17 protein-coding genes are annotated in these 19061 nt (G+C 60.7%); 4 read left to right on the forward strand and 13 right to left on the reverse strand.

Annotated elements, in window-relative coordinates; genetic code table 11:
* The 6 genes from IEX40_RS14080 to pcnB all read right to left on the reverse strand — a co-directional run bounded on the left by IEX40_RS14080 (window position 1) and on the right by pcnB (window position 7390).
* A complete protein-coding gene (locus IEX40_RS14080) occupies window positions 1-2190 on the reverse strand; it encodes a DUF6351 family protein (protein WP_188749331.1) in 2190 nt (729 codons plus the stop codon).
* A 143-nt stretch (window positions 2191-2333) separates the two neighbouring features.
* A complete protein-coding gene (locus IEX40_RS14085) occupies window positions 2334-3515 on the reverse strand; it encodes an acetyl-CoA C-acetyltransferase (RefSeq protein ID WP_188749333.1) in 1182 nt (393 codons plus the stop codon).
* Between the two features lie 252 nt (window positions 3516-3767).
* On the reverse strand, window positions 3768-4616 hold the full coding sequence (gene panC, locus IEX40_RS14090; protein WP_188749429.1) for a pantoate--beta-alanine ligase: 849 nt from the start codon (window positions 4614-4616) through the stop codon (window positions 3768-3770).
* A gap of 4 nt (window positions 4617-4620) precedes the next feature.
* Window positions 4621-5415, reverse strand: coding sequence for a 3-methyl-2-oxobutanoate hydroxymethyltransferase (panB, locus tag IEX40_RS14095; RefSeq protein WP_188749335.1), 795 nt, complete (start codon window positions 5413-5415; stop codon window positions 4621-4623).
* Between the two features lie 33 nt (window positions 5416-5448).
* Window positions 5449-5940 (reverse strand): 2-amino-4-hydroxy-6-hydroxymethyldihydropteridine diphosphokinase, encoded by a 492-nt coding sequence (folK, locus tag IEX40_RS14100; protein WP_188749336.1) that lies wholly within the window; start codon window positions 5938-5940, stop codon window positions 5449-5451.
* Window positions 5933-7390: a polynucleotide adenylyltransferase PcnB gene (gene pcnB / locus IEX40_RS14105; RefSeq protein ID WP_188749337.1), complete on the reverse strand. Its 1458-nt coding sequence runs from the start codon at window positions 7388-7390 to the stop codon at window positions 5933-5935. The genes folK and pcnB overlap by 8 nt, the downstream gene beginning before the upstream one ends.
* Window positions 7391-7685: 295 nt before the next feature.
* Between pcnB and IEX40_RS14110 the strand changes: the two genes are divergently transcribed.
* Complete coding sequence (locus IEX40_RS14110) at window positions 7686-7925, forward strand: hypothetical protein (RefSeq protein ID WP_188749338.1); 240 nt, start codon at window positions 7686-7688, stop codon at window positions 7923-7925.
* A gap of 68 nt (window positions 7926-7993) precedes the next feature.
* Here the strand turns inward: IEX40_RS14110 and IEX40_RS14115 are convergent, their stop codons facing one another.
* From IEX40_RS14115 to dksA, 5 genes are all read right to left on the reverse strand, one after another.
* Window positions 7994-9385, reverse strand: a complete 1392-nt coding sequence (locus IEX40_RS14115; protein ID WP_188749339.1) for a sigma-54-dependent transcriptional regulator — start codon at window positions 9383-9385, stop codon at window positions 7994-7996.
* A gap of 32 nt (window positions 9386-9417) precedes the next feature.
* The gene (locus IEX40_RS14120) at window positions 9418-12336 is read right to left on the reverse strand and encodes a sensor histidine kinase (RefSeq protein ID WP_188749340.1); all 2919 of its coding nucleotides are present in this window, start codon (window positions 12334-12336) and stop codon (window positions 9418-9420) included.
* Window positions 12326-12499: a hypothetical protein gene (locus IEX40_RS14125; protein WP_188749341.1), complete on the reverse strand. Its 174-nt coding sequence runs from the start codon at window positions 12497-12499 to the stop codon at window positions 12326-12328. Before IEX40_RS14125 ends, IEX40_RS14120 begins: the two co-directional genes overlap by 11 nt.
* The gene (gene gluQRS / locus IEX40_RS14130) at window positions 12492-13394 is read right to left on the reverse strand and encodes a tRNA glutamyl-Q(34) synthetase GluQRS (protein ID WP_229680765.1); all 903 of its coding nucleotides are present in this window, start codon (window positions 13392-13394) and stop codon (window positions 12492-12494) included. The genes IEX40_RS14125 and gluQRS overlap by 8 nt, the downstream gene beginning before the upstream one ends.
* 79 nt (window positions 13395-13473) lie before the next feature.
* On the reverse strand, window positions 13474-13905 hold the full coding sequence (gene dksA / locus IEX40_RS14135; RefSeq protein WP_188749345.1) for an RNA polymerase-binding protein DksA: 432 nt from the start codon (window positions 13903-13905) through the stop codon (window positions 13474-13476).
* 259 nt (window positions 13906-14164) lie between these two features.
* Between dksA and IEX40_RS14140 the strand changes: the two genes are divergently transcribed.
* Window positions 14165-15331 (forward strand): pyridoxal phosphate-dependent aminotransferase, encoded by a 1167-nt coding sequence (locus IEX40_RS14140; protein WP_229680766.1) that lies wholly within the window; start codon window positions 14165-14167, stop codon window positions 15329-15331.
* On the opposite strand, the gene IEX40_RS14145 is transcribed toward IEX40_RS14140, so the two are convergent.
* On the reverse strand, window positions 15328-15675 hold the full coding sequence (locus IEX40_RS14145) for a Rieske (2Fe-2S) protein (protein ID WP_308421609.1): 348 nt from the start codon (window positions 15673-15675) through the stop codon (window positions 15328-15330). The genes IEX40_RS14140 and IEX40_RS14145 overlap by 4 nt on opposite strands.
* Before the next feature lie 46 nt (window positions 15676-15721).
* Between IEX40_RS14145 and IEX40_RS14150 the strand changes: the two genes are divergently transcribed.
* Both IEX40_RS14150 and IEX40_RS14155 read left to right on the forward strand, forming a co-directional pair.
* Window positions 15722-16738 carry a FecCD family ABC transporter permease gene (locus IEX40_RS14150; protein ID WP_229680767.1) on the forward strand — a complete coding sequence of 339 codons (1017 nt, stop codon included), beginning with the start codon at window positions 15722-15724 and terminating at the stop codon, window positions 16736-16738.
* Complete coding sequence (locus IEX40_RS14155; RefSeq protein ID WP_188749347.1) at window positions 16731-17507, forward strand: ATP-binding cassette domain-containing protein; 777 nt, start codon at window positions 16731-16733, stop codon at window positions 17505-17507. Before IEX40_RS14150 ends, IEX40_RS14155 begins: the two co-directional genes overlap by 8 nt.
* Before the next feature lie 12 nt (window positions 17508-17519).
* Here IEX40_RS14155 and IEX40_RS14160 read toward each other — a convergent pair whose 3' ends face one another.
* Window positions 17520-19046 carry a bifunctional aminoglycoside phosphotransferase/ATP-binding protein gene (locus IEX40_RS14160; protein ID WP_188749349.1) on the reverse strand — a complete coding sequence of 509 codons (1527 nt, stop codon included), beginning with the start codon at window positions 19044-19046 and terminating at the stop codon, window positions 17520-17522.
* Between the last annotated feature and the right edge of the window lie 15 nt (window positions 19047-19061).

The raw sequence follows: 19061 nt of genomic DNA on the forward strand, positions 1-19061 counted from the left end.
TCAGTCGGGCTTGCCGATACCGCGATGGCCAATACCAGTTTGGCCAATACCCGGTTGAGAATAATCGCATACCCCTTGTGGAAAGATCTGCTTCAGCCGATCCCGGTACGCAGACATATCGACAGGCGCATAGTCACCGCGTGCCAGCGCGTTATCCACGTCGATCAATTTACACTTGAACAGATCGCCCCTCAGCTCCTCGCCGGCCTGGCTGCGTGAGGTGCCGTAGATCGGGTAAGCCCGCATGCATGGCCCTGGAGGCTTGCCATTCCAGTCTCCGTCCCATGCCCCGGAGCCCGATGCGATCAGACTGCCGTCGCGGCGATAGCATCTGTCGTCAGCCTGTTGCGGGCGCTGTCCCTGCTGCAGCCACTGGGTAAGCAGGCGCAGCGCCTCATCGATCGGCGCATGCGGCTTTTCGGTGACCCAGATCAGCTGTTGCTGCTCTTGCCCGGCGCCCCGCAGTCGCAGGCGGCTGCTGAATGCGGAACTCAGATGGTGCATGTCCAACTCCGGTTCCAGATAGTGGCGCAGGTCGATGATCGGGATATCGAGTCTGCCGCTGAACACCAGGCCGGAGCGGAAGGCGGCTTCGATCGCCTCGGGGCTGGCCTCGCTACGTTGCGCCGGTGTCCGGCCACCATCGGGTGACAGCTGCATATTGTGGTGGCTCCAGGGGCTGAAGTCGAACAGGCTGCTGCCATTGATGCGCCAGTAACGTTCGTCACGCATCTCGCCCGGCGGTTTCCAGCCGCCGATGTTGGCATTCAAGTGGAGGAAGGTTGCCGGGCTTATCTCGCCCGCCCGCAATGCCCGCAGGCCGTACTGGACACCAACGTTGTCCCAGGTCTGCAAGGCGTAGTCGTCGGCGCCGCTACCGAAGATGTGGCGCAGATCCTCCCAATAGGTCCAGTCGATACGCTTCTGCAGACGTTTTGAAAAACGCGGGGAAAAGTGGATAAAGCGGGGGTTGTTGACCAGGGCGGTCAGGCCACGCCAGCCGCGGACGCACTCGCTGGTGCCCAACGGAAAACGGGGCAGGCCACCGTGTATCAGCATCGCCAACTCATAGACCCAGCTGCGCTCATCCTCGACGTTGTTCAGCGCGTTGAGGCCCTCGATTCGCTGCCGTTGGGGCCAGCTCCAGTGGTCGCGCGCCAAGCGGTCGAAATAGTACTCCAACAGCTCACAATCGAAGACATAGATCGTTTGCGTCAACATATCGGGATAGGCGTACAGCGCCACTCCCGCATCGAGCAGATGACTGCCGTTCTGTCCGATCAGGTACTGTTGAATGGCGCCACCGGAGCCGCCTATGCCGAGGGTATAGCGGGGCTTGCCGTAGCGGGCGATGAATTGACGCTTAACCCTAAGGGCGGTCTCCTCTGCCAGCCAGATGTTGTAGTGGTTGGAGGTGTGATTGCCGGTGGAACTGGCGATCGCGTAGCCCTGGCGCAGCTGGTCGATACGCCGCTCGGCCATATCGTCCATCCGCATCCGTCCCTGACGAAAGCCTATGCCGACGCCGCCCTTGAACTGGTAGACAAGATCGCCGTTCCAGTAGCGCATATCCGGCGATAGCGGGGTGTCTTCTGGGCCTTTTAACGTGGTGATGGTGTAGATGAAGCGATTGATGGTGCCACTCTCCACGCGAACGATGAAATCGAGACTCTGACCGTTCAGGTTCAGCTGGGCGATATCGTCCTGTGCCTGGCTGAGAGGGTAGAAGCGGTTCGTGCCAGTACGGTTGTACAGGTAGTCAATACGGGTCGGGTAGAGACAATCCTTGCTGTAGCCGATAGGGCGCTGATCCTGATCTTGCTCTGCGGCTGGTTTGTATACCGGAATTCCGTAGCCGTTGTGATTGTCGACCAGCGGCTGGCCCAAGCCGGAGTGTTCGCCATCGCAGGCGAAGGGGTAACGCAAGGGGCCACTGTACAGTGGTTGGTCGGGCCCCACCGTGCCCGGCTCTATCGGGTAGCGGTAGGGATCCTCTGGCCGGATCCAGTCCGCCGGATGGGGGCCTTGGTAGGGTGGGTATTGCACGGCAGGTCGCGGCGGCGCATCGAGAACTTTGGGCATGTGGCCATAGCGTTGCTGAATGGAGCCTTCGCTCGGCAGTAGCAGCCAGGTCGAACCGGCGATTACCAGTAGCAGGCCCGATAGCAAAGCTGGACGGTATAGTTTCATCACCACTCCTCGGGCCTGGTGACGGGCCCGGATGCTGTCCTGATATTTCAAGCTTAGCTGAGCGGCGGTGAAAGCAACGAAAACGGGCGGCACTTGGGCCGCCCGTGTTGGAGAGAGTCACTACGGGGTGGGGTGATACCGGATTAGTCGCGCTCGATCGCCAGCGCGGTACCCATACCACCACCGATACACAGGGTGGCCAGGCCTTTCTTGGCGTCGCGCTTGATCATCTCGTGCACCAGGGAGACCAGGATGCGGCAGCCGGAGGCGCCGATCGGATGGCCCAGGGCGATCGCACCACCGTTGACGTTGACCATCTCGGTGTTCCAACCCAGATCCTTGTTTACCGACATCGCCTGAGCGGCGAACGCCTCGTTGGCTTCGACCAGATCCAGATCGCTGATCGACCAGCCGGCTTTCTTCAGCGCGGTGGTGGTGGCGCAAATCGGGCCGGTACCCATGATCGCCGGATCGACGCCGGCGGAGGCGTAGGCCTTGATCCGTGCCAGTACCGGCAGTCCAAGTTCCGCAGCCTTCTCGGCCGAACAGAGGATTACCGCAGCCGCGCCATCGTTGATGGTGGAGCTGTTGCCCGCAGTAACGGTGCCGTCCTTCTTGAACGCCGGACGCAGTTTGGCAAGGGCTTCGGCGGTGCAGCCGAAACGTGGCTGTTCGTCGGTATCGAAGACAATCGGATCACCCTTGCGTTGGGGGATGCTGACCGGAATGATCTCATCCTTGAAGCGGCCGGAGGTTACGGCAGCTTCGGCCTTGTTCTGAGACGCGGCGGCGAAAGCGTCCTGCTCTTCGCGGCTGAAACCGTACTTCTCGACGATGTTCTCGGTGGTGATGCCCATATGGTAGTTGTTGAAAGCGTCCCACAGGCCATCGTTGACCATGGTGTCGACCATCTTCCAGTCACCCATGCGAGCGCCATTGCGGGAGTTGGGTAGCACGTGGGGCGACTGGGACATGCTCTCCTGACCGCCGGCGATGATGATCTCGGCATCGCCGCAGCGGATAGCCTGAGTGGCGAGCTGCAACGCCTTGAGACCTGATCCGCAGACCTTGTTGATGGTCATTGCCGGTGTTTCCTGCGCCAGGCCGCCGTTAATACTGGCTTGGCGCGCCGGGTTCTGGCCGCACCCAGCGGTGAGGACCTGGCCGAGAATTACTTCATCGACAGCGGAGGGGGCGATGCCCGATTTTTCCAGCAGGGCCTTGATGACCGTGGCGCCCAGATCGGATGCCTTGAGTGAAGCCAGTGATCCGTTGAAGGTGCCAACGGCCGTACGGCCGGCAGCCACGATAACGACGTCGCGCATAGGTGTGCCTCTCTTAACTCAACATTATCTTGTTGTGAATCCTGCGGTCCATGCTAAAGCGATCTGATGACCGTGTGATTGCATGAGTAGCGGATAGCGAGCCAGGAACAGTCCGACCTCGATAAATAGGCGGCTGTCAGACTTTTTGAGTCTGCTGTAAGGCTTGTCGGGCTGTCAAGCGACCAAGGGTGAGACTATAGAGGTATATTTGTGAGATATATTCAGGCGCGCCGAAACTGCGCGCCTGAACTGTCATAGATCGACTTCAATATTGTCGATCAAGCGGGCGGCGCCGAGATAGGCAGCGGCGATGATCACCAGCTCCCTGTCGGCGGCGGTGGCGGCAAGCATGTCGGAGCGGCGCAGGATATGGATGTAGTCGCGCATGAATCCATTGCGCTCCAGATGCTGCTGAGCATGCTCGATCAGTCGCTCATGGTTGGTGTCACCTCCCTTCAGGGCGGCGCGCAGGTCACAGAGAGCGGCGTAGAGCGCAGGTGCAATCGCCAGCTCATCTTCAGTCAGGTAACCGTTACGCGAGCTCAGCGCCAAGCCGTTGGCCGCACGTTCGGTGCTGACGCCGATCAGTTCCACCGGCATCGACAGGTCATCGACCATGCGGCGGATGACATGCAGTTGCTGATAATCCTTGCAGCCAAACACAGCGACATCGGGCTGAATCAGATTGAACAGTTTATTGACGATGGTGGTCACGCCACGAAAGTGCCCGGGTCGGCTGGCGCCACAGTATAGGTCCGAAATGCCCGGTACCTCGACGAAGGTCTGGCCCGCGCGGCCCTGTGGATAAACTTCAGCTTCGGTGGGTGCAAACAGCAGGTTACACCCGAACGCCTCCAGCTGTGCCTGATCCTCTGCCAGGGTGCGTGGATAGCGCTCAAGATCTTCGTTCGGGCCAAACTGCAGCGGGTTGACGAAGATCGATGCGACCACGAAGTCGGCATTGGCAACCGCGGTCTCGACCAGGCGCAGGTGGCCCTGATGCAGATTGCCCATGGTCGGCACCAGCGCGATACGCTTGCCGCTGGCGCGCTCGGCGTTGAGGCGTGAGCGAAGCTCGGCGATGGTGGTAAGAGTCTGCAGCTTGTTATTCGAATCCATGCTCTTTACTCGGGAAACTGGAGTTTCTGACCTGTTCGGCATAGAGACGGATCGCCGCCTCGATGCTGTCGCTTTCCGCCATGAAGTCCTTGACGAACCTCGGTCGACGTCCGGGGGTAATACCCAGCATATCCTGTAGTACCAGCACCTGGGCATCGGTATGGACGCCGGCACCGATGCCGATGACCGGAATGCCCGCATTCAGGGTGATCTCCTGAGCCAGTACCGAGGGTACACACTCGAGTAGCAGCATGCTGGCGCCGGCTTCTTCGAGCATGCGCGCATCCTCGATCATCTTCAGCGCCGACTCGCGGCTGCGACCCTGAACCCGGTAGCCGCCCAGCTTATTTACTGCCTGAGGTGTCAGTCCCAGGTGGGCGCAGACCGGGACGCCGCGTTCGCATAGCAGGTTGATGCTATCGCACAACCAGCGGCCACCCTCAAGTTTGATGATATGGGCACCCGCTTGCATCAGCGCCGCCGATGAACTCATCGCCTGCTCCGCAGTGGCGTAGCTCATGAACGGCAGGTCGGCCATGATCATGGCGCCCCGATTACCGCGGGCAACGCAGGCGGTATGGTAGGCCATATCCTCCAGGGTTACCGGCAACGTGCTGTCGTGACCCTGCAGTACCATGCCGAGTGAATCCCCGACCAGGATCATCTCGACGCCTGCGCTACTGACAAGGTGCGCAAAGGTGGCATCGTAGGCGGTCAGCACAGCGAACTTTTCGCCGGCGGCCTTACGTTCGGTCAGGGTGTGCAGGGTGATATTACTCATGCAAGCTTCCGGGTTGGCGTCAGACAGGGCGGATTATAGCGGTAACCGTTCAAGAGTGCCCATGGGGCAAAGGGCTAATAGGCTATCCAGCGCGCCGCCGCCGGGCAGTGTCAGCTCGGGGGCTATCTCGGCCAGAGGCCAGAGCACGAAACCGCGCTCCCGCATATAGGGGTGGGGGACGTGTAGACGTGCGGTGTCGATCAGATCATTACCGTACAGCAGCAGGTCGAGGTCGAGGGTGCGGGGCCCCCAGTGGCGTTCGCGTACCCGCCGGTGATGCTGCTCGATCGCCTGCAGTTGATCGAGCAGAGCTTCCGCTTCCAGGCTGGTGTACAGCTCGGCAACGGCGTTGATGAAATCGGGCTGATCCTGAGGGCCGACCGGGTCCGAGCGGTACAGTGATGAGCGCGTGCCGAGGCGACAGCCGTCAAGTTTGGCGAGCTCGTCAAAGGCGCTTAAGACCTGCTGTTGCGGATCGTCCAGGTTGCTGCCCAGGCCGATAAAGCAACGTACGGTTTCAGTCATTATCGGCGCTCTGGTTGCTGCTCCTGCGACGGCGGCGACGCTTTTTCGGGGCGGGTGAGCCCTCACTGCCACGGCCGGCTCCTCGCTGCATGGTGTTGCGCTGCTGCTCGTCGGCGTTCTGGAAATCGGTCCACCACTGGCTCAGGCCATCAAGTGCTTCGCCGCTGCTCTCGCGCAGCAACAGCAGGTCGTAGGCGGCGCGGAAGCGCGGGTGGGTCAGCAGCTGGTCGGCACGGCCGCGACGCGGCAGGCGCTGTTGCAGTTCCCAGATCTCTCGGACAGGTGCAGAGAAGCGGCGCGGGATCGCGGTGGAGCGTACCTGCTCCGCCAGCACCTCATTGGCGGCCTGGTGCAGGCACTGCAGCGGTGGCAGGTCGCGTTGGTCCAGCAGCTCCTGCAGGCGACGCTGCATCGGATACCAGAGCAGTGCGGCAAACAGGAAGGCGGGGGTGACGCTCTTGCCCTGGGCCAGGCGACGGTCTGTGTTGGCCAGCGCTTGGTAGACCAGTGCCTCGACCGGGTACTCCTCCGAATCGAGCATGGCGTCGGTCTGTGGAAACAGGGTGCGGAACAGATCGAAGCGTTTGAGCTGACGCAGGGATGCTTCGCCATGGCCGCTCTGCAGCAGTTTCAGTGCTTCGTCGAACAGACGCGCCGGGGCGATGCGGGTCAGCATCTGACCCAGTTTATGAATCGGTTGTGCAGTGCCCGGTTCGATCTCGAAACCGAGCTTGGCGGCAAAGCGCGCCGCGCGAAGCATGCGCACCGGATCTTCCCGGTAGCGCGCTTCGGGATCGCCGATCATGCGGATCTGGCGTTTTTTCAGATCGGCATAGCCGTTGGCGAAATCATGGATGCTGTGGTCGCGGACGCAGTAGTAGAGCGCGTTGATGGTAAAGTCTCGGCGCAGGGCGTCCTCTTCGATGGTGCCATACACATTGTCACGCAGAATCATGCCCGACTCGGCCTGGCGGCCATGTTCGCCGTCGTTGTCATCACTGTCATGGCCGGCGCGAAAAGTGGCTACTTCGATCAGTTCCCGGCCGAATCGTACGTGCAGCAGCTTGAAACGGCGTCCGATCAGGCGCGAGCGGCGGAACAGTTCTTCCGCTTCTTCCGGATGGGCGGAGGTCGCGACATCGAAGTCTTTCGGTTGCAGGCCCATCAGCAGATCGCGGATACAGCCGCCGACCAGGTAGGCGTCATAACCCTCATCCTGCAGTCGATAGACCACTTTCATGGCGTTGTCGTCGAGCCTCTGACGGGGAATGCGGTGGTCATCCTCCGGGATAACGCGTTTCTCGCCCAACGGCAGCTCCTCGGAGTCGATCGGCGTGGGTTGCAGACTCTGCTGTGACGCTGAGGGGCGTGCAATGGTGCGCTGGACATAAAGGAAGCCCAGCAAAGGTATGGCGATAACCAGTAACAGAATAGATAACGATGTGAGCATCAGTGCAGGGTCGCTGTCTCGATAATAGGACAATTAAGGTGGCGCATCATAGCATCTACCCGGGGTTATCTGTAGTCCGGTGCAGTATGCCTGAGGCAGTTGCGACATATGCTGTTGAAGCGTTCAGGCAGATTCGAGAACGAAGCGGGGAAAGCAGGGATAAGTAGAGGGGTGTAGATGAAAAGCTTGATGCGAGAGGTTAGGGGGGGGTGCTGATCACAAAGTATGGGCATCTCAAGCTGCGCGATCGGATTATTATTTTTATTACCGACATGGCTGCTAGGTCGCCGACTCTGTGACCAGCCAAGCCTCATTTTTATTTTTATTCGAGGCGGGACACCTTTCCGTTGCGACTATTTTTATTTTTATTGCTGTCGCAGCTTCTAAGGCCGTCGTTGTTGTTGTTCTGGTCTCCTATAGAGCATTAGGCGTGCCAGTTTTTGTAAAAAACTTTAAAAACAGTATGTTAAGAAAAACTAACGCTATAAGTGCTATTTTTTCACCTATTCTGTTACCTGCTACTGTTACCGCGTGACACGTTTATTGCACTGCAGCATGGGTAGATAGGTAACACTTTGGAACTGTTACCCCTCGACCTACGTGTTACTTCCTTGGGCGTCTTGGGATGCCCAGCTTCTGGCGTCTCTCCCACAGGCACTTGCGGCTTACGCCCAGGGTGCGTGCCAGCTCCGTTTCGCTCATCTGCTCCTGGTTCTCGAGCACGAAACGCTGGAAGTAATCATCCAGTGACAGATCGGTCTTGCTGTTACGGTTGTCCGCACTATCGGTCGCGGCCACTTTCAGGTTCTGCTCGTAGCAGGACTCCAGTGAGCTGAGCGAGATATGGTCCGTGTCCAGCCCCAGTAGTTCGGGCGAGATCTGCTCGCTATCGGCAAGGATTACCGCCCGCTCAATCGCATTTTCCAGCTCACGCACGTTGCCGGGCCAGGCGTAGCTCAGCATCACCTCGCGGGCCCTGGGGCTGAAGCTTAGCGTACCGGCATCCAGCTTGCGGGCGCTGTGGTCAAGGAAACGTTGTGCCAGTTCGATGATATCCTCTCCACGCTCACGCAGCGGTGGCATGCGCAGTTCCATCACATAGAGACGGTAGTAGAGGTCCTCGCGGAAGTCGCCGCTCTTGGCCAGATTCTTCAGGTCCCGATGGGTGGCCGCGATCAGCCGTACATTGACTCGGCGGGGTTGTACGGCGCCGACACGACGAATTTCGCCCTCCTGCAGGAAGCGCAGCAGTCGGGCCTGGGCTTCCAGCGGCAGCTCACCGATCTCGTCGAGGAACAGGGTGCCGCCGTCGGCGGCTTCGATCAGGCCACTGCGGCTGCTGTTGGCGCCGGTAAATGCCCCCTTCTCATGGCCGAACAGCTCCGACTCGATCAGGGTGTCGGGAATCGCGGCGCAGTTGACGCTGATCATCGTGCGCCCGGCGCGCTCGCTCTGCTCATGGATCGCCCGGGCGGCAAGCTCCTTACCTGTTCCCGATTCGCCAAGAATCAGCACGGTTGCATCGGTACGTGCCACCTTGCTGATGCGCTTGAACAGCTCCTGCATCGGCTGGCAGCGGCCGATGATCTCGGTCTGCTCATCCGCCTGACTCTGTTTCGACGCTTTGTCGGTGGGAGATGCTGCCGTGCTCCGGTTCAGCGCATTGGCTACGGTCGCCAGCATCTCGTCGTGATCGAAGGGTTTGGCAATGTAGTCGATGGCGCCCAGTTTCATGGCATCTACGGCTGAGCGCAGGCTGGCGTAACTGGTCATGATCAATACCGGCACCGGGCGGGCAAGGTCGATCAGATCGGTCCCCGGGGCGCCGGGTAATCGAAGATCGCTGATGATGAGATCGAAGTCCGGCAGTTGAAACCGCTCGGTCGCCTCTGTAACCGAGGCCACGTCGCAGACCTCATACTCGTGCTTTTCTAGTAAGCGCTTGAGTGCTGAGCGGATGATCGACTCATCCTCAACAATCAGAATTCGGCTCATATGGCTTGGACCCTGTATAGCTTGATCGGTACTCAATCGGGGGAAGAACCGTTGTACCGGGGTAAGGTTATGACCACCTGAGTGCCATTATTCTGCTTTTTATCGGCGGGGCTGAAGAGTTCGATACTACCATAGTGTTCGGTAATAATATTATAGACTAAAGGCAGACCGAGCCCGGTACCCTTGCCGGGCTCCTTCGTGGTGAAGAAGGGCTCAAACAAGTGCTCGATATGCTCGGGTGCGATTCCGCTGCCCTCATCGGTAATACTCAATAAGATCCGGTTGCCCTCGCTACTCGCGTCTATCCGTATTTCACCCTGATCCGGCGAGGCGTCGCTGGCATTGTTCAATAGATTGATGAACACCTGCAACATCTGTTGCGGGTCGGCATAACTATATAAATCGGTCGCGACGCTGTTGGTAAAGCGTTGCTGGCGAACCCGGCTGTCGAGCTGTACCAGGCGGATGGCATCGGCGATACATTCATGCAGTGAAACGCGCTCGCGCAGCATGGAGTTCTGCTGGCGGCCGGTATGGGCGAACCTGACCAGCGACTGTACGATTCGACTGATCCTTTCCGTCTGTTCGACGATCTGCTCGCCGGTTTCAAGCACCTCCGGCGTATCGGTTTCCAGTTTCAGATTCTGCGCCAGGCAGGCGATGCCGGTCACCGGGTTACCGATCTCGTGAGCAACCCCGGCGGCAAAGCGGCCGATCGAGGCCAGGCGCTCCTGATGGGCCAGGTTGCGCGAGATCATCTGATATTCGGTTTCATCTTCGACCAGCAGTACCATCCCCTCCGCTGAGGCATGGCCCAGCGAGGCCTTGTGCAGGCTGAACCAACGCGGAAAACCGTTGATATCGACCTGTACTGCGGGTTCGTGGTGGGCGTCGCCACTGGCAAACTCGTCCAGCAACCGGTCCCAGGGCGGTGGCAGGCTGATCAGTCGCAGTCCGATACAGCTCTCGTCATCAATGCCGGTATAGCGGGCCAGCTCGCTGTTCCAAAACTGTATGCGGCGCTCCTCGTTCAGGGTGCAGGCGCCGATGGGGAGGCGCTGCAGGGTGACGCGGTGGTAGCGGCGTAACTGGTCGAGCTCGGCGGCCAGGCCCGAGAGCCGGGCGTCATAGTGTTCCAGCTGCTGCTCCAGCAGATGTACCTCCCTGGCGCGAAAGCCGGCGGAGGGCGCCGCCGACCGGGGCTGTAGAATCGCCGCGGCCTCGACCGGGCCAAGCAGGCCGGAGAGGTTGTGTTCCAGTTGATTGCGCAGGCGCAGCATGTCGATGGGGCGAAGGTTGCCCAACGGCAGATTCAGCTCGACGCGCGCCCGATTGACCTCGCGGTTGGCGCTGTCGACCCCTATGCGGGGCTCCAGCTGGGCGACAAGGTCACTGGCCTGGCCTGCCGCGGGCAGGGCCAGGCCCAGGGGACGCTGCAGGCTATTCAACACACAGGCCTCGGCGCTCTGGCGTTCGCTGGAACTGCCGGGGAACAGCAGTGAGCCTATCACCATCAGTACCAGGTTCAGCAGCACGGAAAGGAGCACGAAAAGGTACCAGTGCTGATCGCTGCTGATCGGTATGTCGATCTGCAGTATCTCCCGGTGCAGGGGCAGGGTGATGGCGAACAGCCAGATGCCGAAGCCGCCAGTCAGCCCGAGCAGAAAACCTCGGCGGCTGGCGCCAGGCCAATACAGCGTGGCCAGCAGCCCGGGCAGAAACTGCAGAAATGCCGCGAAGCCCAGAGAACCGAGTTGCTGCAGCGAGAAGCTCTCGCCGAAAGTGATGAAAAACAGATAGCAGGCGAAAATCAGCAGAATGATCAGAAAGCGGCGGAGCCAGAGCAGCCAGGTGTAGAAACGGGTCTGTTCCGGACGCCGAACCAGTGGCAGCACCAGGTGATTTTGCAGCATCGATGCCAGTGCGACGACGGCCACGATGATCAAGCCGCTGGCGGCGGACAGGCCGCCGATCAGTGCGACCAGGGTCAGCCAGGGTTGATTCAGGGTATGGCCGAGATTGAGTACCACGAACTCCGAGTTGGTGGTCATGCCGCCGCTGGCATGGGCGGCCCAGAGGATCGGTGGCACGCAGAGCGCCATCAACAGCAGGAACAGCGGCATCACCCAGGTGGCTTTGTACAGGCTTTCGTAGGAGACGTTTTCGGTAAACGCCAGGTGGAACATGTGCGGCATCACCACGGCGCTGGTGAAGAAGGCCAGGATCAGCACCTGCCAACCGCCGGGGGTGGTCGGTTTCTGCATCTGCTGCAGCGCCAGGGGATTGGCATCTAGCCAGCTCTGCAACCCTTCATGACCCTCGAAAAAACCGAAGTAGGCAAAGAGGGCGACGGTGACCAGCGCCAACAGTTTGATAATCGATTCGATGGCAACGGCGACCACCAGGCCGCTGTGGCTGTTGCGCAGAGAGGCGCGGCGCGCCCCGAACAGTATCGCGAACAGTGCGATGATGGTGCAGAAGCCCGCCGCGATCTGGGCCCGGTCGACCTGTTGGTTGAGCAGGTAGATCGAGTCGGACACCGCCTGGATCTGGATCGACAGCAGGGGCAGGCAGGCCACCAGCAGCGCCAGAGCGGTCAGGGTGCCGACCCCGCCGCTGCGAAAACGAAACGCGAACAGGTCGGCCAGGGAGGAGAGCTGATAGGTGCGTGTTATGCGCAGGATCGGGATTAGAATCACCGGTGCCAGCATGAAGGCGGCTGCAGCGCCGATGTAGGAGCCGAGGTAGAGCAGGCCCGATTCGGCGGCCACTCCGAAAGCGCCGTAAAAGGTCCAGGCGCTGGCATAGACACCCAATGACAGCGCGTGCAGCAGCGGGTGGCGAACCAGCTTGGGCGGCAACAGGCCGCGTTCGGTCAGGTAGGCTGCACCGAATAGACAGAGTAGATAGGTGAAGCAGATCAGCAGCAGTTGGGGCAGTTCAAAGTTCATGGCGATGCCACTGTTCAATCAGTGCGACCAGCATACACAGCCCCAGCCAGATCAGAAAGGGGCGGTACCAGGGGCCACCGCTGAACAGCCAGAGGTCGAGCAGGTAGGGCGCGAGCAGGGCGGTGAGCAGGGCGAACAGCAGAAGCAGACGATGACTAACCATGCGCGTGTCCCGCCGGTGCGCAGAGGCTCAGTTGCTTGGGAATGCGATCGATCTGCCAGTGGGCGATGGCCCAGGCGAGAATCTCCTCCGCCAAGCCTTCGTACAGCTCGGCGGGTGGTTGCTGACCGAGCAGTTGCAGTGCGCCGAGCAACTGGCTTGAGATCATCGTTTCGTCCAGATCCAGGGGGCGGGCAAAGGTCTGTTTGCTCAACTTCTGTCCCTGAGCGTTGGTCAGCACCGGCAGGTGTGCGTAACTCGGTCGCTTGTAGCCGAGGTGTTGCTGCAGGACCAGCTGCCGCGGTGTCTCGTCGATCAGATCGGCGCCGCGTGTGACCTGGGTGATGCCCTGTTCGGCATCGTCGACCACGACGGCGAGCTGGTAGGCAAAAAAATCGTCCCGGCGGAAGATGACAAAATCGCCGGGAGCGTCCGACCCGGTGTATATTCGCCGGCCCTGGATCCGATCGTCGAATTGAAACTCGGAATCGCAGACCACGGCACGCATGGCGCAGAGCGCGGAGCGGTTTGGCGGATGGCGGCGGCAGTGGCCGTCGTAGTGCTGTAGCGCGTTCCGCTCGCTGAGCTGTTTGCGGCTGCACTGGCAAGGGTAGGCGAGGCCTTCCCGCTGCAGCTGCTCAAGCACCGCACGATACAGTTCCAGGCGCTGGCTCTGGTAGCTGACGGTGCCGTCCCAGTGCAGGCGGAAACGCTCCAGGGCGTAGAGAATCTGATCACTGGCGCCGGCGACCTCACGTGGCGGATCCAGGTCCTCGATACGCAGTAGCCAGCGGCCCTGTTGGGCGCGAATATCCAGATAGCTGGCCAGCGCCGCCAGGAGTGAACCAGAGTGGAGTGGGCCTGTGGGCGAGGGGGCGAAGCGACCGATACCGCTCAAGAGTGCCGGGTCCTGACTGTCAAGGCATGGGCCGGGTGCCTGGGCTGCGGCGGTCGCCGCAGGCCCAGAGTACAGCGGCTTAGCCGCCGAGTTGTTTCTCTTTGATCTCGGCCAGCGTCTTACAGTCGATACACAGCGTGGCGGTGGGGCGTGCTTCCAGTCGGCGGATGCCGATCTCAACGCCGCAGGCATCGCAGTAGCCGTAATCGTCCTCGTCGATGCGCTCCATCGCTTCTTCGATTTTGCGGATCAGTTTGCGCTCGCGATCCCGGGTGCGCAGTTCGAGGCTGAACTCCTCCTCCTGGCTGGCACGGTCGCTGGGGTCGGCGAAGTTGGACGCTTCCTCTTTGAGGTGCGTAATGGTGCTGTCGACCTCTTCCATCAGCTGGCGCTTCCAGTCCAGCAGGATGGCGCGGAAGTGATCTTTCTGCGCATCGTTCATGTACTCCTCACCCTTATTAATCGGGTAGGGCTCGAAGTGCGTGAACTGTTTTTCGTTGGTAGTTGGCATTGGCGCAGCCTCACATCTAGGGCCGGCGGCGCGGGACTTTCCCGGTACCGGGCCTCGATCCTTAAATAGCTACCGCAAAAAGCGCGGTATCTCAAAAGCCGGTGAAATTACCAGAAGCCTTCTCTTTAGGCTAGACCTGATCAAACGTTTTGCGCACTTTCCTTACTATGCAGCAACACAGTGTAGCGTTACTGCACAGGGACGGTGCAGGTTTGACGGGGTATAATCCGGCGTTAATTCTATTTGGGGATGCTAGACGGTGAGTGTGGATAACTGGAGCGCCCGGGCGCGGGCGATCGATTCGTTCAAGGTGATGGATCTGCTCAAGCGGGCACGGGAGCTCGATGACCGGGGCTTCGACGTGGTCCATATGGAAGCGGGTGAGCCCGATTTCAAGACCGCGCCGGCAGTACAGGCTGCCGCTATGCGTGCGCTGGAGAATGGCTTGATCCAGTATACCCCCGCCGGCGGCATCGCCCGGCTGCGTGAGCGGATCGCGCAGTTCTATGGCGAGCGTTACGGTATCGAGATCGGTCCCGAGCGCGTGCTGGTGACACCGGGAGCCTCCGGTGGTTTGCTGCTGGCTTTCGCGCTGCTGGCCGAACAGGGGCGAAGCTTCATGATGGCGGATCCCGGCTATCCCTGTAATCCCCAGTTCCTGCGTTTGCTGGAGGCGCGCGCCCAGCGGGTGCGGGTGGATGAGTCTACCAACTTCCAGTTGACCGCCGAGCTGGTGCGTGAACACTGGCAGCCGGAAACCGCCGGCGTATTGCTGGCATCACCGGCCAATCCCACCGGGGCGGTGGTCGCGCCCGAAGAGATGGCGGCTATTGCCGCGGTGGTGCGTGAGCTTGGCGGAGAGCTGATCGTCGATGAGCTGTATCACGGGCTGACCTATGGCTTCGATGCCGAAAGCGTGTTGTCGATCGACGACCGCGCCCTGGTCATGAACAGTTTCTCCAAGTATTTCGGTATGACCGGCTGGCGACTGGGTTGGCTGGTCGGCCCTGCCGATGCGGTGGCGGAGATGGAGAAGATCGCTCAGAACCTGTTTATCTCGCCGCCGACCCTGTCGCAGTATGCGGCCCTGGCCGCGTTCGAGCCGGAGTCGATTGCGCTGTTCGAGGCACGCCGGGCCGAATTCGGCCAGCGTCGCGACCTGCTGGTATCGGGGCTGCGCGAGCTGGGCTTCGGTATCCACCGTCCGCCGCAGGGGGCATTCTACGTTTACGCCGATGCCAGCCATCTGACCGACAACAGTTACGACTGGTGCTGGTCGCTGCTGGAAGAGGACAAGGTCGCTGCCACGCCGGGTGCCGACTTCTCGCGCTTCGACGCCCAGCGTTATGTGCGTTTCTCCTATACCACCGGTCTGGACAGGATCGAGCTGGCGCTGGAGCGTCTGGCCAAGCGCGGTCAGCGTTAAAGTTCGATCATGACCCTGCCCTCGTCCACCTCGCAGCGGATCGCCGCCAGCAGTTCGCCGGGGCAGGGGCCGGCAATGCACTCACCCTGCTCGATGGTGAACAGGGCACCGTGGGTGGCGCACTGGATATACTGTTTTTCGTAGTCGAGGAACTGGTCCGGTTGCCACTCCAGGCGGATGCCGCGGTGGGGACAGTTGTTACGGTAGACGTAGACCCTGTCGCCACGGCGTATCGCCAGCAGGGCGTGGTGGTCGATGTCGAAGCCCCGGCCTTCGCCGTCGGGCAGATCGTTAAGCAGGCAGAGCAGTTGTTGCATCGATTCGGGTCGCTGTTGGTTTAACACACGGGCTGCCTATAATAACGCTTTGATTTTCGGCTGGAGAGTTTATTTGCCCGCAACACGCCTGTCCCCAAACATGGTTCGGCTGCTGCTGCTCCTGGCGCTGCTCCTGGTATCCCTGTTCAGCCTCAATTACGGTGCGCTCGATCTCACTCCTCAGGCTTGGCTGGATCCCTACAGCGACCAGGGACAGGTGCTCTATCAGTTGCGTCTGCCCCGTCTGCTGCTGGGCCTGTTTGCCGGGGCGCTGCTGGCAACCACCGGTGCTGCGGCACAGGCGCTGTTTCGCAACCCGCTGGCAGATCCCTCGCTGATCGGTGTGTCGGCCGGCGCGTCTCTGGCGGTGGTAGCGTTGATGGTGCTGGCCGGCAACTGGTTGCTCGCCTATCGGCTGGACGCGCTGGTGTTGCCGCTGGCCGCTTTCGCCGGCGGGCTGGTCTCGACGCTGCTGGTGGTTCGGCTGGCCCGCACGCTGTCCGGTATCTCGGTAACCACGTTGCTGCTCACCGGTATGGCGGTCAATGCGATCGCCATCTCCGGTATCGGTGCGCTGAAATACCTGTCCGATAGCCAGACCCTGCGCCAGGCCAGCTTCTGGCTGTTGGGCAATCTCAGTGCCGATGGCTGGATGCCGGTGCTGGTGCTGATCCTGGTGGCGATTCCGGTGCTGATGCTGTTGGCCCGCAAGGGGCATGAGCTGAATCTGCTGCTACTGGGTGTCTCCCAGGCACAACTGCTCGGTGTCGATGTGCAGAGTTTGCAGCGCCGTCTGGTCGTGTTGTGCGCGCTCGGTGTCGGTGCTGTGGTGGCGTTTGGCGGTCTGATCAGCTTTGTCGGCCTGATCGTGCCGCATCTGATCCGCCTACTCTGTGGTCCGGATAATCGCCACCTGTTACTGCTCTCGGCCCTGCTGGGCGCGCTGTTCATGGTCTTGGCCGACCTGCTCTCACGCATGCTGGTCAGCCCCGCAGAACTTCCGGTGGGGATACTGACCGCGCTGATCGGCGGCCCCTTCTTCCTCTCTCTGCTGGTCTATCGGCTGCGCACAGGGGGTATCGATGCTTGAAGCCTTGGGGCTGGCCCATGATCGTACTGCATCACGTCGCCTGCTGCCGTTCGACCTGCGTCTGACCGGTGGTGAACTCTGCGGTGTAATCGGTCCCAACGGCGCCGGCAAGTCGACACTGGTCGCTTTGCTCAGTGGTTTGCTGACACCCAGCGCGGGCGCGCTGAGACTGAAGGGGCGTGAACTGGCGCATGTGCCGCTGAAGGAGCGGGCGCGGCATCTGACAGTGATGATGCAGCGGCAGCCGCTTGACTTCGCTTTCAGTGTACGGGACGTCATCGCCATGGGTGGCTATCCACTGGATCTGCCGCTACCGGCGCTGGAACAGCGTATCGACAGCCTGGCTACGGCTATGGACCTGCAGCATCTGCTTCAGCGCAACTATTTGAGCTTGTCCGGCGGTGAGGCGCAGCGGGTCCAGTTGGCACGAGTGTTGGTGCAGCGAGGCTGCGAGCCATCAGTGATTCTGCTTGATGAGCCGTTGTCGGCCCTTGATCTGCGCCATCAGCACCAGGCACTGGCGCTGTTCAGAACCCTGGCTCGACAGGAGGGGCATGCCGTTCTTCTGGTGTTGCATGACCTCAATCTGGCCGCCCGTTACACCGACAGCCTGTTGCTGATAGGCAATGGGGCCGTTCTTGAACAGGGCCCCACAGACAAGGTGATGCAGCCAGGGAGGCTGAGCGAGCTGTTCTCGGTGCCGATCGAGCGTTACCAGACGCGGGATGGTCTGGGGCTGTTTACCAGCATTGCCGGCAGCGAGTTATAGACGTCAGTCGTGCTAGTCCGCCATCAACTTCTGCGCCCTCAGCTGTGACAGCAGTTGTTCGATCGCCTCGTCATTGTGGGTGTCGACTTCCAAAGTCAGCAGCTGCTCTTCGGCAGTGATCGGATGCAGAATCTCGAGCTGATGTCGCATCACCTCGATATCGGCATCTGACGGATCGCTGCCCTCCTGGGTGCGGCGCTTGAGACGTGCTTCGATAAGGTTCTGGTCGCAATGACAACTGATGATCCGCATTGATATCTTCTCCTGCTCCGCCAACTGACGGAACAGCGTGCGTCCGCGGCGGCGGATAAAGGTGGCATCGACGACGACACTGATACCGGCTCTGAGCATCAGCCGCGTGTTGTCCAGCAGCCGATTGAAGGTACGCAGGTTCATGTCGGAGCCATAGAGTTCCAGCTTTTCACTGCGCGACGCGCTACGGTAGATCCGCTTGCGCTCTACATCGGAACGGATGCGGATGGCTCCCATGGCTTCGAACAGCCGCTTGCTCAGGTAGCTCTTGCCACTGCCGCTGACGCCATGCATCAGCAGCAGGAAGGGTGGTTTCGGGGTGCAGTAGCGCTTGGTCAGCTGCAGGTAGTGGCGAAAGGTTTTGACGTCCGGCTTGTCGCCGAGCATGGCGACCTTGGCGCGCACCATGGAGCGGTAGGCCTTGTAGAAATTGAGCAATATCAGGCCTTCATAATCGCCACTGAGCTCCAGGTAAAGGTTCAACAGGCGATTGGCCCAACGGAACTGTCCGTTGGCTTCCAGGTCCATGAGCAGGAACGCCAGGTCGCAGATGGTGTCTATCCAGCGGAACTGAAGGTTGAACTCGATGCAGTCGAACAGGCGCAGCTGGTTATGGTAAAGCGTCACGTTACCCAGGTGCAGATCGCCATGGCACTCGCGGACACGACCGGTACGCTTGCGCGAGACCATGATTTCGCGCAGCGACTCGAAGCGTTCGCGGGTGTGAGCCTCCAGCTGATCCAGCAGCGCCACATCCTCGGGATCCAGCAGCTCCCGGTTGATATGGTGGTAGTTATCGAATACCACCCCGGCGATGGTTTCGGGCTCGCCCCAGGGGCTGTCGGGGGCGACGAACGGAATACGTTTGTGGAAGTGGGCGATCTGCGCGGCCAGCAGGTCGATCCACTCGGCCTGGAACTGATGGCGCTCGAGCAGCTGGTCAAGACGCTGGCCCGATTCGAACTGGCGCATGCGCACGGCGTATTCGATCGGGGCCGAGTCGTCGCCCAGACGGGGCGCGTTTTCGCTGCCGCTGATCGGGATCACCGCTTCGTAGATGTCCGGCGCCAGGCGCTGGTTCAGGCGCAGCTCCTCCTCGCAGCAGTAGCGGCGCTTGTCGAGCGTGGTGAAGTCAAGAAAGCCGAAATCGACCGGCTTCTTGATCTTGTACGCATAGTCGCCGGTGAGCAGCAGCCAGGAGATGTGCGTCTCGATCACCTCGATCTTGGAGACGGGGTGCGGATACTGCTCCGGCAGGCGCAAGCGTTCGATCAGTTCTGGTACCATGGGCGCGCATTCTGT

It is taken from the genome of Marinobacterium zhoushanense, assembly GCF_014641945.1.
In the GTDB taxonomy this organism is placed as follows: domain Bacteria; phylum Pseudomonadota; class Gammaproteobacteria; order Pseudomonadales; family Balneatricaceae; genus Marinobacterium_D; species Marinobacterium_D zhoushanense.